Source organism: Agromyces allii (assembly GCF_009749385.1).
GTDB classification, from domain to species: Bacteria; Actinomycetota; Actinomycetes; order Actinomycetales; family Microbacteriaceae; genus Agromyces; species Agromyces allii.
On record NZ_WBIN01000003.1, the window covers coordinates 188,621 to 201,617 of the forward strand.

General features: G+C 66.2%; 12 protein-coding genes. 4 read left to right on the top strand and 8 right to left on the bottom strand.

The window, feature by feature from the left end; all coding sequences use genetic code 11:
- Nucleotides 1-129: 129 nt before the first annotated feature.
- From GQR16_RS05585 to rpmH, 8 genes are all read right to left on the bottom strand, one after another.
- Nucleotides 130-1,116: a ParB/RepB/Spo0J family partition protein gene (locus tag GQR16_RS05585; RefSeq protein WP_157414156.1), complete on the bottom strand. Its 987-nt coding sequence runs from the start codon at nt 1,114-1,116 to the stop codon at nt 130-132.
- Nucleotides 1,116-1,994 (bottom strand): ParA family protein, encoded by an 879-nt coding sequence (locus tag GQR16_RS19870; protein ID WP_281351373.1) that lies wholly within the window; start codon nt 1,992-1,994, stop codon nt 1,116-1,118. The genes GQR16_RS05585 and GQR16_RS19870 overlap by 1 nt, the downstream gene beginning before the upstream one ends.
- A gap of 2,415 nt (nt 1,995-4,409) precedes the next feature.
- Complete coding sequence (gene rsmG / locus GQR16_RS05595; protein ID WP_157414158.1) at nt 4,410-5,075, bottom strand: 16S rRNA (guanine(527)-N(7))-methyltransferase RsmG; 666 nt, start codon at nt 5,073-5,075, stop codon at nt 4,410-4,412.
- 16 nt (nt 5,076-5,091) lie between these two features.
- Nucleotides 5,092-5,592 carry a Jag family protein gene (locus GQR16_RS05600; protein ID WP_157414159.1) on the bottom strand — a complete coding sequence of 167 codons (501 nt, stop codon included), beginning with the start codon at nt 5,590-5,592 and terminating at the stop codon, nt 5,092-5,094.
- Between the two features lie 2 nt (nt 5,593-5,594).
- A complete protein-coding gene (yidC, locus tag GQR16_RS05605; RefSeq protein ID WP_157414160.1) occupies nt 5,595-6,551 on the bottom strand; it encodes a membrane protein insertase YidC in 957 nt (318 codons plus the stop codon).
- A gap of 9 nt (nt 6,552-6,560) precedes the next feature.
- The gene (gene yidD / locus GQR16_RS20170; protein WP_157414161.1) at nt 6,561-7,067 is read right to left on the bottom strand and encodes a membrane protein insertion efficiency factor YidD; all 507 of its coding nucleotides are present in this window, start codon (nt 7,065-7,067) and stop codon (nt 6,561-6,563) included.
- On the bottom strand, nt 7,060-7,473 hold the full coding sequence (gene rnpA, locus GQR16_RS05615) for a ribonuclease P protein component (protein ID WP_157414162.1): 414 nt from the start codon (nt 7,471-7,473) through the stop codon (nt 7,060-7,062). The genes yidD and rnpA overlap by 8 nt, the downstream gene beginning before the upstream one ends.
- 8 nt (nt 7,474-7,481) lie before the next feature.
- Nucleotides 7,482-7,619 carry a 50S ribosomal protein L34 gene (gene rpmH / locus GQR16_RS05620; RefSeq protein ID WP_022889115.1) on the bottom strand — a complete coding sequence of 46 codons (138 nt, stop codon included), beginning with the start codon at nt 7,617-7,619 and terminating at the stop codon, nt 7,482-7,484.
- Nucleotides 7,620-8,058: 439 nt separating this feature from the next.
- Between rpmH and dnaA the strand changes: the two genes are divergently transcribed.
- The 4 genes from dnaA (at nt 8,059) to GQR16_RS05640 (ending at nt 12,963) form a co-directional block, all read left to right on the top strand.
- Nucleotides 8,059-9,489, top strand: a complete 1,431-nt coding sequence (dnaA, locus tag GQR16_RS05625; protein WP_157414163.1) for a chromosomal replication initiator protein DnaA — start codon at nt 8,059-8,061, stop codon at nt 9,487-9,489.
- 494 nt (nt 9,490-9,983) lie between these two features.
- A complete protein-coding gene (gene dnaN, locus GQR16_RS05630; protein ID WP_157414307.1) occupies nt 9,984-11,144 on the top strand; it encodes a DNA polymerase III subunit beta in 1,161 nt (386 codons plus the stop codon).
- A 57-nt stretch (nt 11,145-11,201) separates the two neighbouring features.
- Nucleotides 11,202-12,473, top strand: coding sequence for a DNA replication/repair protein RecF (recF, locus tag GQR16_RS05635; RefSeq protein ID WP_157414164.1), 1,272 nt, complete (start codon nt 11,202-11,204; stop codon nt 12,471-12,473).
- Nucleotides 12,466-12,963: a DciA family protein gene (locus tag GQR16_RS05640; protein ID WP_157414165.1), complete on the top strand. Its 498-nt coding sequence runs from the start codon at nt 12,466-12,468 to the stop codon at nt 12,961-12,963. Before recF ends, GQR16_RS05640 begins: the two co-directional genes overlap by 8 nt.
- The last annotated feature ends 34 nt before the right edge of the window (nt 12,964-12,997 follow it).

Here is a 12,997-nt window from a genome sequence, read left to right on the forward strand (position 1 = left end):
GTCGATCGACCTTCGACGGCGCACATCCTTCGTGCGCTGAATCGAGAAACGGCACCTGATCCAGACGGATCAGGTGCCGTTTCTCGTCGATTTCAGTTCGTCAGGAACGATTCTGAGCGCGAGATCGCATCACACGCCTTCGAGATCCTCGCCGAGGTCACTGAGAATGCGACGAAGGTCCTGCACGGTGGCGAAATCGATGCTGATCTGGCCTTTTCGTGCTCCCAATGCGATCTTCACGCGGGTGTTGAGGCGATCTCCGAGTCGCGTGGCCAGGTCGTCCAGAAAGTCCTGGCGCTTGCCCGCTGCGGGCTTCGCTCGGGTCGCCGCCGGCGCCTGCGAGGTGGCCGCTGCTTCGGCCGCGCGGACGGACAATTCCTCGTTCACGATCTTGTCGGCGAAGCGCTGCATCGATGCAGCATCGCCTGCCGTCGCCAGGATGGCGCGTGCGTGGCCCGCGCTGAGAACGCCGGCCGCGACACGGAGTTGCACCGGCTCGGGGAGCTTCAGCAGACGAAGCGTGTTGGAGATCTGCGGACGCGATCTACCGATGCGCGACGCGAGTTCCTCCTGCGTGATGCCGAAGTCGGCGAGCAACTGCTGGTACGCCGATGCTTCCTCGAGAGGGTTGAGCTGTGAGCGGTGGAGGTTCTCGAGGAGGGCGTCGCGGAGCATGTCCTCGTTCGCAGTGTCCTTGACGACCGCCGGGATCGAATCGAGGCCCGCTGCCTTGGTGGCGCGAAGGCGCCGCTCTCCCATGACCAGCTCGTACTTGCCGGGCAGATCGGGATGCGGACGGACGACGATCGGCTGCAGCACGCCGAACTCGCGAACCGAGTGCACGAGCTCGGCAAGGTCATCGGGATCGAACACGCTTCTCGGCTGGACCGCGTTCGGCACGATGTCTTCGGGGTTTAGACGAGCGAGATGGGCACCAGGAACCGCAAGCAGGCCCTCGTCGGCGACGGCCTGCTCGATCACGGCGACGGACGCGACCGGTGCGGCGTCTGCACCGGGGAAGAAGACGTCAACGGGTCGTGCAGCGCCCTCGGTGGTCTCGCTCGACGGAATGAGGGCGCCGATGCCCCGACCGAGACCGGTTCGCTTGGTGGCCATCAGATTCCTTCCTTCTGCGCCGCAGCAAGAGCGGCACGCTGTGCGATCTCAGCGGCAGCTTCGCGATACGAGAGCGATCCGGACGACGAATAGTCGTAGCTGATCACGCTCTGCCCATAGCTGGGGGCCTCGGAGACGCGGACGGAGCGGGGGATGATCGTCTCGAGCGTCTGGACGGGGAAGTGGTCGCGAACCTCTTGGGCCACCTGCTGAGCGAGGTTGGTCCGCGAGTCGTACATCGTGAGGAGGATCGTCGACAGCCGCAGTTCGGGGTTCAGATGCTTCTCGATCAGCTCGATGTTGCTGAGCAACTGCGAGAGACCCTCCAGTGCGTAGTACTCGCACTGGATCGGAATGAGCACCTCACGCGCAGCGACGAACGCGTTGATCGTCAGGAGCCCGAGCGAGGGCGGGCAGTCGATGAACACGTAGTCGTACGGGCGCTCCATGGCAGCCAGGTGCTTGTCGATCGCGCGACGCAGGCGTTGCTCACGGGCAACAAGGGAGACGAGTTCGATCTCGGCACCAGCGAGGTGGATCGTGGCGGGAACGCAGTCGAGACGCTCGTGCTCGGTGGATCGACGCACGACCTGTGCAAGGTCGAGATCGGCGACCAGCACCTCGTAGACGCTCTGCTGGTCGGAGCGATGATCAACACCAAGGGCGGTCGAGGCGTTGCCCTGCGGGTCGAGATCGACCACCAGGACGTGAGCGCCCGAACGCGCGAGGGCTGCCGCGAGGTTCACGGCGGTGGTCGTCTTGCCGACGCCGCCCTTCTGGTTCGAGATCGTGATGACCCGGGTGGTCGCCGGGAGCGGCAGCACTGCGGTTTCGAGAGCGATGCGTCGACGAGTCTCGTCGGCAATCTGGTCAGCCAGGGGAGTTCCTCCGAATTCGGCGGGCGTTTCACGTGAAACGCCCGTTGCGGGTGCCTGCTCGGTCGGGCGCTGCGGTGCAGGCGCCGTCGGGGGAGCGGCGGACGATGATGCGATGGGCGCGTCGGTGCGTTCGACAGGCGCTTCAGCGTTGGTGGCGAGCGTTGCAGACGCGTCCGTTTCACGTGAAACGGGCTGCGTGGCTACTGATGTCAGGGGGGCTGGGGAAGGATCCGTCCGCGCCTCGTCGGCAGCCGGTTCGATCGATCCCGTGAAAGCGTCTGGTGAATCTGACGTAGGCGGTGCAGACCGCGGTGATTCCTGAGCGTGCTCGCCGATTGGCGCGGCCCCCGCGTCCGAGAGCGTGGCGGTCGGTCGTCCACCGTTGTCAACGAAGCGCTGGGTCTCGGTCTGTGGACTCGGTGGGGTTGCAGTGGTCTCTGGCTTCAAAGCCGTATCGTCCACGGTCACCGGCGTGGAAACCGCTGGGGTCGGTCCGGCACTCGCCGCTGCGCGAGCCGAGTGCAGCGAACTCACCGTGTCGACGGCGGCATCGCCGACGATCTCACGAATGATGTCCTCGAGGAGCCGATCAGGTTCGCTGACCGTGTGCTCGTGCGGCGTGGTGCGAGGCGGCGCATCGGGCTCCGCGAACGCAGCAGCCGTCGCGGCGTCCCAGTCGTAGGCAGCCGAGCGCGGTGCGGGCACAGGACTGGCAGTCGACGCAGGGTTCGCCGACGCCGCAACCGGGCTCGATGAAGCAGCGGGGGGTGACGGCACCGTCTGCTCGTATCGCTGAGCGGGAGGTAGATCACCTGCTGGGGGAGCCGTGACGGGAACCAAACTGTTCGGTCGCGCCGAATCAGAGGAGCCGTGGGACACCGGAGACACCTCGGCCGGCGCCTCGAAGGACTGAGTGCCAGCGACGTCTTGGGGTGGAACGTGGTTCGAAGGGGGCAGCACTGGCTCGTCAGACTTCATTCGGGGAGCGGATGATTGGTTCTCGGATGCCGGTTCAGGCTGTGGGCGACGCCGATGAAACCATCCACGTCCTCCGCCCTGCGCCATACCGAACTCTCCTGCCCTGATCCGTCATTCCCCACGATCGGCCGCCCACCACGTTCGGCGAGTCTCGATGGACTCGCCAGACAGTCAAGCTTAACCGTCGGCACCGACGCAGACCGACTGATTGCGCTGGTATTCGTGGTCACGCACGACTCTGTCGGCAGAAGAGCCAGATGTGCGCGAATGCCGTTCAAGATCCCGCCGTTTCACGTGAAACGCAACGTACCGCGCACCGTCTGTGCGCGGTACGCGTCCAGCCCAGGTTCCCGTGGTGCTCGCGAGCCGGACGACCGAAGAGACATGCCGACTGAACCCGCCGGGCCGCTCGTCTGACACATCACCGTTTCACGTGAAACGGTGATCCGGCACGAGCGAATCCACGCACTGCGGTGAAGTCGAGTCGGCGGGATGGATGTGCTGGCGTACCAGCCTGCGGCATGCGAGTCGCCGACGAAGTGCGTCGAATGTCGACCTAACGGCACTCCGTATCGCTTCGCATCGACAGGCTCCGACCAACACCCAGGCGACGATCACCGCGCGCGTCCCTGAAGGCCACGTCGTTGGTTAAGTCTGCAGGTGCCTTCACTCTCGTTCCCCGCGCGCTGCAGCCATGCCAGAGGTCTCCTGATACAGCGTAGGCACCTGCCGCAAGCCTCCAGAGAGGAGCAGCCTCCACGATGGAGCCCCGCCATTCGAGGGCGTCGTGCCTGTGCGCGGCAGACAACGCGCGAGCGTGATCGTTCGAACGCGCGGTCCCGGCGCCGTCACCCAGGCACTGTGATCTAGGCGCCGTGACCCAGGGGGCCGACTGCGGTAGCCCCGCCCACCAGTGCGGACCGACCGGACACCCCTCCAGCAGATCACTTCGGCGGTGCGTCCTGATGACTCTGTCGATCGACATGGGGGAGCGGTCCAACCGAGCACCCCTGTAGCCCGCACCTGCCGGCAGTCGCAGAACCGAAGGACACGTCTGTGAGCTGAGCGCACACGACACAGCGCGCCGCGCAGCACGCCCAAGGCGCCGATGTTCGAACATTCACGCCACAAGAAGCTCGACCCTCACCGACCAGCAACGCGCGGCCACGCCATCACGGACCAGGACGGCATCCGTGTGACTGCGCACTGAAGTGCAGGCCAAGGGACGACCGCGCCATCTCGGTGGTCGCATCGCCTGAGCGATATCTCCAGAGTTCTGCAACGCGACCGCAGTGGGCGCAAGCCAGCCGCCCCACGAGACCGCACCGAGCGACCACCAACGCAGAACGCCCGGCTCCGCTTCGATGAAGCGAAGACCGGGCGTTCAGTGGAACCGGTCGGCGAGCTCGACAGAGCACGCCATGGAGTAGGGGAACGTCAGGGCGCTGCGATACGGGCCCGGAACACCCGAGTGACTTCGGTGTCGAGCTCTTCACCGAGCAGCACCACCTCAGGATCGATCACCCGGTACTTGCGGAAGACCTTCTCGGCGGCACCCATCTCGCCATCGACGCCGGCGCCCTTCAACAGCACGAACTCGCCGCCGGCCTTCAGTAGGGGAGCGGTGACCGGGATCAGCGTACGCAGCGCGCTCACTGCACGGGCGGTCACCTGGTCGAACTGGTGCTTGAACCCGGAGTCTTCAGCACGAGCCCGCTCGACGACGACGTTCGAGAGTTGCAGCTCATCGACCTGGCGCGACAGCCAGTCGACACGACGCTCCATCGGCTCGATCAGGGTGAACGAGACATCCGGTCGAATGATCGCGAGCACGAGTCCGGGAAGCCCGGCGCCGGAACCGACATCGGCGACCCGGCCCGGCCGCAGCAGAGGCGCGACAAGGGCGGAGTTCACGATATGGCGCGTCCAGAGACGTGGGAGTTCGAGCGGGCCGATAAGCCCCAACTCCTCGCCGTGCGTCGCGAGCGAAGCAGCGAACTGCCGGCCGAGGTCGAGATGCGAACCGAAGGCTGCGGCCGCCGCGGCCGGCTCTGCCTCGAGTTCAGTGTTCACGGGTGCAGCACCCGACTCGTCTGTCGTCATCGTTTCACGTGAAACGTCACGCGGAACGCGTGATGACCGTGTGGCGGTCGGCACCCTCACCGCGCGACGCGGAGTGGAAGCCGCGCTCACCGACGAGGTCGTGCACGAGCTTGCGCTCGTAGGACGACATCGGCGGCAGCGACGCCTCGGCGGAGCCGGCCTCGATGCGCTCGACCGCACGGTCGACGAGGCGTGCCAGCTCGTCGCGACGCGCATCGCGCGAGCCACCGATGTCGAGGATGAGGCGTGAGAACACCCCGGTCTTCGTCTGCACCGCGAGGCGCGTGAGCTCCTGGAGGGCGGTCACGGTCTCGGGCTTCGAGAGCAGGTTCAGGTTCGCGCCGTCGCCTGCGTTGACGGAGATGTACGCGCGGCCGTTGCGGGCATCGATGTCGATGTCGCCATCGAGGTCGCAGATGTCGAGAAGCTCCTCGATGTAGTCCGCGGCGATGTCGCCCTCTTCTTCGAGCTGAGGAACGGTGCGCTCGTCATTCACGTGCTGCTGAACGTCGGTCATGGTTACTTTCCACCCTGCTTCTTCGCGCGGTTCTTGCCGACCGGCTGCTGGCGCTGCGTCGTCGTCTTCTTCTCCTCGACGACGATCGTCGTCGAGTCCTGGTCTTCCACCACGAGCTTGCCGCGCTTCGCGAGGCGAGCCTCGCGGGCCTTGGCGGCTTCGCTGCCCGGAGTCGGCATGTTGCGGATCACGAGGAACTGCTGGCCCATGGTCCAGAAGTTCGAGACGAGCCAGTAGAACATGACGCCGATGGGGAACGCCACGCCCGAGAACGCGAAGACCAGGGGGAGCAGGTACAACATGATGCGCTGCTGGCGGAACATCGGGCTCGCCTTGGTCTCAGGCGACATGTTCTTCGAGACGATCTGGAGCTGCGTGATGAACTGCGACGCCGTCATGAGCACGATCATCGTGGCCGCGATGACCATGACCTGCCAGGGGTACTCGCCGTTCATCGCACCGATGAACGTGCCTTTCAGCGGAGCGCCGAGGAACTCGGAGTTGGCGAACGAGTTCGCGAGCTCTTGGGTGAAGACGCCGACGCCGGCCTTGTCGTGCTGCGCATCGTTGAGCACGGAGAAGAGGCCGAAGAAGATCGGCATCTGCAGCAGCAGGGGGAGGCACGACGAGAGCGGGTTGGTGCCCGTCTTCTTGTAGAGCTCCATGGTCTCGCGTGACATCGCCTCGCGCGAGAACTGGTCCTTCTTGCCCTTGTACTTCTCCTGGATCTTCTTGAGCTGCGGCGCAACCTCGAGCATGCGTCGCTGGCTCTTGATCTGGCGCACGAAGATCGGGATCAGCGCGGCACGCACCACGATGACGAGGCCGACGATCGAGAGGATCCAGGTGATGCCCGCATCGGGGTCGAGCCCGGTGAACGTCCACAGCGAGTGGAACGCGACGAGGATCAGCTCGATGACCCATTTGATGGGCCAGAGAACAAGGCTGATGATATCCATTGCTGCGGGTCAGTCCTTTCGGGACAGTGCGGGGGAGGAAACCGAAAGCGCCGGCTCGACGACGAGCGGGCGAAGCATGGGGGCGCCGGAGCCGGAAGGCGACGTCTTCGAGACGTCGGAGGCAGGAGCGTCGGAAGCGACGTGCGCACCGGGGGAGAGGTGCGCCTGCTCGTGGGCGAGGCGGGCGGCCGCGGCATCCGCCTCGGCCTTGGGGAACATGCCCTTGGGCACGACCCATCCGAACGTCGTGGTCCGGTAGCGGTCGTGTCGAGGAGGCCGGACGTCGTCGATGCCGCCGGCGGTCCAGGGGTTGCATCGGAGGATGCGCCACGCCGTCAGGGCGCTGCCGAGCAGAAGGCCTCGTTGCTGCACGGATCCGAGTCCGTATGCGGAGCAGGAGGGGTAGTAGCGGCAGACATCCCCGTAGAGCGGGGAAATCGCGGCGCGGTACCCGCGGAGCAGCAGGACTCCGAGGTTTCGCGGGATCAACCCCACGAAGAGCGCGACGTCACGCATCGCGCACCGTCTTCGCGGAGGGCGCACCCGAAGAACCCGGCGCCCTCGGGGCGTCGGGTTCGGTATCGGCGATCACGTTTCGCCGCACGAGCGCGTTGAGCACTTCGGAGCGGAGCTCGGGCCAGGTGGCGTCGGCAGCGCCCGGGAGCGCACGCACGACGACATCGACATCGCAAGCACCGGCGAGCAGCGCTTCGCGACTCACGGCCTTGAGCCGGCGACGGATGCGATTGCGTCGCACCGCAGAGCCGACCTTCTTCGAGACGATGAAGCCGAATCGCGCGTCGCTGGTCGCTTCGCGCGACCGGACGTAGCTCACGGTGTGCTGGGTCGCCACCTTCGCACCACGACGCACGACGACTCGATAGTCATCGGCGCTCGTGATGCGATTGGCCTTGGCGAGCACCGAACGACTTATGCGGAGAGTTCGGTGCGACCCTTGGCGCGACGTGCCGACAGGATGGCACGGCCGGCGCGGGTGCGCATGCGAAGACGGAAGCCGTGCTTCTTGGCACGACGACGGTTGTTCGGCTGGAACGTACGCTTGCTCATTCTTCTTCTCCGACTTTCGGATCTCCGCGCCGCTCAGGACGTTCGGCAGGAGCCGAACCAGAGGGTGACGGGAAAACTGGGTGCCCGGAACGGGCTGGGGTCAACTGATTAAAACTACGGCCTCGAGGCCCCGTGGTCAAACCAGGCATGGTTCCAGTCGGCGTAGCGCAAACGAAAGAGTATCTCTCGTACCTCCGGAATACCTGTGGAAAGACACGCCGAGAACGCGGGATCCCCCAATCGGCATTTGTCCACAGGCCCGACTTTCGCTACCGTTTGAGACCAGTTATCCCCAGCTTCGGGCGCGGAATCACGCGCATCGCCCAGAATCTGCCCACAGCCAGTGGATAACGTTGTGAATACTTCGCCTCGCGCCGCTCGCTCCGTCGTTCGGGGGGACGACGAGCGGATGACGAGAGCACCGAGATTGCGGGGAAAGATGACCGAACAGCCCATCACCGATACATGGGCGGCCGTCCTCGATCGACTTTCCGAAGACACGGCGATCACGCCGATGCTCCAGGGCTTCCTCAGCCTGGTCGAGCCGAAGGGCATCGCCGCGGGCACGTTCTACCTCGAGGTGCCGAACGACTTCACGGCGACCATGCTGAATCAGCGCATGCGCGTCTCGCTGCTCTCGGCCATGAGCGTGATCGAGGCGCCGACCCCGGTCACCTCCTTCTACGTGGTCGTGAACCCCGAGCTCGAAGAGGTCCGCGCGCCCGATCCCGATCCGCTGTCGCCGATCGGCCTGACAGCACTCGAGGATCGCGTCGACCTCCCGGCCAGTCCGCAGTCGGTGTTCGAGAACACGAGTCCCGATCGACCGGGCGACACCCGACTCAACCCGAAGTACGCCTTCGAGAGCTTCGTCATCGGCCAGTCCAACCGGTTCGCGCATGCGGCCGCGGTCGCCGTGGCCGAAGCGCCGGCCAAGGCGTACAACCCGCTGTTCATCTACGGCGACTCCGGCTTGGGCAAGACCCACCTCCTGCATGCCATCGGCCACTATGCGATGAGCCTGTACCCCGGTATCCGGGTGCGGTACGTGAGTTCCGAGGAGTTCACGAACGACTTCATCAACTCGATCGCGAACAACCGAGGCTCCCTGTTCCAGCAGCGCTACCGGAGCATCGACATCCTGCTGATCGACGACATCCAGTTCCTGCAGGGCAAGGCGGAGACGCAGGAGGCGTTCTTCCACACCTTCAACACACTGCACGATCACAACAAGCAGGTCGTGATCACGAGCGACGTGCCTCCGAAGCTGCTGACGGGCTTCGAGGACCGCATGCGCAGCCGGTTCGAGTGGGGCCTCATCACCGACGTGCAGGCGCCCGACCTCGAGACGCGCATCGCGATCCTCCGCAAGAAGGCGCAGTCCGAGCGTCTGCAGGTGCCCGACGAGATCCTTGAGTACATGGCCTCGAAGGTGTCGAGCAACATCCGCGAGCTCGAGGGCACCCTCATCCGCGTGACCGCGTTCGCGAGCCTGAACCGCACGCCGGTCGACATGCCCCTGGTGCAGACCGTGCTGAAGGACCTGATCACGGATGACGCCGACAACGTGGTGGCGCCGGTCGACATCATCACGGCGACCGCCGACTACTTCAAGCTCACGGTCGACGACCTCTACGGCTCGAGCCGGTCGCAGGCCGTCGCGACCGCGCGTCAGATCGCGATGTACCTGTGCCGTGAGCTCACGAGCCTGTCGCTGCCGAAGATCGGACAGCTCTTCGGCAACCGCGACCACACGACGGTGATGTACGCCAACAAGAAGATCTCCGAGCTGATGAAGGAGCGGCGGTCGATCTACAACCAGGTCACCGAGCTCACCGCACGCATCAAGCAGGTCAGCCGCTACCGCTGATCCGGATGCCGCAGCGCGCCGCGGTACGCCCGCGCCGGCGGTGACCGGCGACCCCGCGAACGCGGTCGGCGGGCCGCCGAACGGCCGGGACACGCCCGAAATGCGCGCGGATGCGACATCCGGAACCGAATCCCACACCTGTGGACAGCTTGTGGATTGTTAACGAGCAACCGCCTGAACACTGTGAACCTTTCGCGCAGGCCTGTGGAGAACTGCAGACGGCGTGCAGATATGACCGGGGTCGAGACCGTGCGAATCCACACACCGTGCACAGATGCGATGGCCTCCGATCGGCACCGTTCCGCGCATCTCCGAACACCATCCACAGTTTCCACAACGGTTAACACCGTTAAGAGAACTGGTTAATCCCAGAGGGCTCCATAACATGTGCGGTCGGGGAGCGCTCCGCGACCGCATCGCTCGATTCGCTCGGCGTGCTGCTGCACCCTGCGGATAGCATGGGAGCCACCCAGCACCTCCACGACAGGAGAACCGTGAAGTTCCAGGTCAATCGCGACGTCTTCAGCGAAGCCGTGTCGTTCGCCGTCAAGCTGCTGCCGCAGCGAACCACGCTTCCGATCCTGTCCGGCGTGCTCATCCAGGCGAACGAGGGCGGCCTCGTGCTCTCCTCGTTCGACTACGAGGTCTCGTCGCAGACCGAGATCCAGGCCGACGTCGAGGAGCAGGGCACCGTGCTGGTCTCGGGCCGACTGCTCGCCGAGATCGCCGGCCGTCTGCCGAACGCGCCCGTGCGCATCGCGACCGAGGAGTCGCGCATCCAGGTCAGCTGCGGATCGGCGAGCTTCACGCTGCTGTCGATGCCCGTCGAGGAGTACCCGTCGATCCCCGAGATCGGCGAGCAGTCGGGCGTCGTTCCGGCCGAGGAGTTCGCGGCCGCGGTCGCACAGGTCGCGGTCGCCGCATCGCGCGACGACGTGACGCCGGTGATCACGGGCGTGCAGCTCGAGGTCCGCGAGAACAGCCTGGGTCTCGTCGCGACCGACCGCTACCGCGTCGCCGTGCGCGAGATCGACTGGGACGGCGGGGCCGTCGGCGGCACCGCGGCCGCCGAGGAATCGGTCACCGCGCTCGTTCCGGCCCGCACCCTGCAGGAGGTCGGCAAGACGTTCGGCCACTCCGGCACCATCTCGGTCTCGATCACGAGCCGCGACGATCGCGAGCTGATCGCCTTCAGCGCCGACCGGAAGACCGTCACGAGCCTGCTCATCAAGGGCAACTTCCCTCCGGTCCGCCGGTTGTTCCCCGAGACGGTGGAGAACTACGCGGTCATGAACACGGCTGAGCTCATCGAGGCCACCCGCCGCGTCTCGCTCGTGCTCGAGCGCGAGGCGGCACTGCGCTTCACGTTCACGTCCGACGGACTCACGCTCGAGGCCATCGGCAGCGAGCAGGCCCAGGCGCAGGAGAGCATCGATGCGATCCTCACCGGCGACGACACGGTCGTCTCGCTGAAGCCGCAGTTCCTGCTCGACGGGCTCGGCGCCGTGAACTCCGAGTTCGTGCGCATCTCGTTCACCAAGACCGAGAACCCGAACAAGCCGGGCCCTGTGCTCATCACGAGCCAGACCTCGCGCGAGCAGGCCGGCGCCGACACGTACCGCTACCTGCTGCAGCCCAACCTGTTGCTCCGCTGATTCGGGTGTCGGCCGCCGCCGATAGCGTGGGTCGCGTTCGAATCGAAGGGAGCTGACGTGCACGTCGTGCGGCTCTCGTTGACCGATTACCGCAACTACGCACGCGCCGAGCTCTCGCTGGGGCCGGGCACGACGGTCTTCGTCGGTCGCAACGGTCAAGGCAAGACCAACCTCGTCGAGGCGATCGGCTATCTCGCGACGCTCGGCTCGCACCGCGTCTCCAACGACCAGGCACTGATCAAGGCCGGGTCGGACGCCGCGATCGTGCGGGCACTGCTCGCCCACGCCGAACGCGAGCTGCTGGTCGAGCTCCAGTTGAACCGCAAGGGTGCGAACCGTGCGCAGCTGAACCGATCGGCCGTGAAGACCCGCGAACTTCCCCGCTATGCGCACAGCGTGCTCTTCGCCCCCGAAGACCTCGCGATCGTGCGCGGCGAACCCTCGGTCCGCCGGCGCCTGCTCGACGAGCTCCTCGTGCAGCGCACTCCGCGACTCGCCGGCGTCATGGCCGACTACGACCGGGTGCTCCGTCAGCGCAACACCCTGCTGAAGAGCGCCAGGGCTCGCGGCCTCGCGGCCGACAAGCTCACGACCCTCGACATCTGGGACGAACGCCTCGTGCACTTCGGTTCCGAGATCATCGATCGACGGGTCGCGCTCGTCGAAGAGCTCGCCGGCCCGCTCGCCGAGGCCTACGCATCGATCGTCGATGCCGACCATGCGCCCGAACTGCGATCGATGCTCTCCGTCGACGGCGCCGATCCCGACGCCGACGCGCTCGACGGCGGGTCGGTCGAGGGGAGCTCGATCGACGGTGCGTCCGATTCGGGCGATCAGGTTCCGGATGCCGGTGGCCCGCCGGTCTCGGGCACGGCCCAACGATTCGCCGAGGCCCTCCGAACGCTCCGCGCGAAAGAACTCGAGCGCGGCGTCACGCTCGTCGGCCCGCATCGCGACGACGTGCTGCTCATGCTCAACGGCCTGCCGGCGAAGGGGTACGCGAGCCACGGGGAGTCGTGGTCGTTCGCACTCGCCCTGCGACTGGCATCCGCGCAGCTCCTCCGACGCGATTCGGCGACGGGCGATCCCGTGCTCGTGCTCGACGACGTCTTCGCCGAGCTCGATCGGGCGCGGCGCGAGCGCCTGGCGGCAGCGATCGGCGGGTACGAGCAGGTGCTCGTCACGGCGGCCGTGCTCGAAGACGTGCCCGAGCACCTGGTGGCTCGCGTCATCCGCATCGATCATGGAACCGTGCTCGAAGACGACCCGACCGAGGCAGTCGACGAGGCCGGGCGCGCCGACGCCGAAGACGGAGCGGTCGATGGCTGAGCGCCCTGCAGAATCCGAGTCGCTCCGCGTCTACCAGCACTTCCGCGAGGTGTTCGGCGGCCAGCCGCGCACGGGCGGCGCACGCCTTCGACGCAAGGTGCGCGAGCGCTCGGGCAGCGAGCCGTTCACGCCCGGTCGCGACCCGAAGCCGCTCGGCGACGCCATCGACGGACTCACGTCGCAGCTCGGCTGGAGCGCACCGCTGTCGCAGCACGAACTGCTCGCGTCGTGGTCCTCGCTCGTCGGCGACGAGATCGCGGCGCACTCCGAACCGATCGGCATCGAGCACGGCGTTCTCCAGGTGCGGTGCGAGTCGACCGCGTGGGCGACGCAGCTGCGAATCCTGCGTGCCGACCTCGTCACCCGCATCCTCGACGGATTCCCCGAAGCGGGTGTCGAGAGCATCCGCTTTCAGGGGCCGGACGCCCCCACCTGGAAAAGGGGCCCCAGATCGATTCCAGGGCGCGGTCCGCGCGATACCTACGGCTGAGACGGCAAATTCGGTCGCCCGAGGTGCGTTCTCG

What these genes read in the sequence shown, in the direction of transcription:
- GQR16_RS05600 (WP_157414159.1), bottom strand. Translation starts at nt 5,592, where the DNA reads ATGACCGACGTTCAGCAGCACGTGAATGACGAGCGCACCGTTCCTCAG.
- GQR16_RS05585 (WP_157414156.1), bottom strand. Translation starts at nt 1,116, where the DNA reads ATGGCCACCAAGCGAACCGGTCTCGGTCGGGGCATCGGCGCCCTCATT.
- rsmG (WP_157414158.1), bottom strand. Translation starts at nt 5,075, where the DNA reads ATGACGACAGACGAGTCGGGTGCTGCACCCGTGAACACTGAACTCGAG.
- dnaA (WP_157414163.1), top strand. Translation starts at nt 8,059, where the DNA reads ATGACCGAACAGCCCATCACCGATACATGGGCGGCCGTCCTCGATCGA.
- rpmH (WP_022889115.1), bottom strand. Translation starts at nt 7,619, where the DNA reads ATGAGCAAGCGTACGTTCCAGCCGAACAACCGTCGTCGTGCCAAGAAG.
- yidD (WP_157414161.1), bottom strand. Translation starts at nt 7,067, where the DNA reads ATGCGTGACGTCGCGCTCTTCGTGGGGTTGATCCCGCGAAACCTCGGA.
- GQR16_RS05640 (WP_157414165.1), top strand. Translation starts at nt 12,466, where the DNA reads ATGGCTGAGCGCCCTGCAGAATCCGAGTCGCTCCGCGTCTACCAGCAC.
- yidC (WP_157414160.1), bottom strand. Translation starts at nt 6,551, where the DNA reads ATGGATATCATCAGCCTTGTTCTCTGGCCCATCAAATGGGTCATCGAG.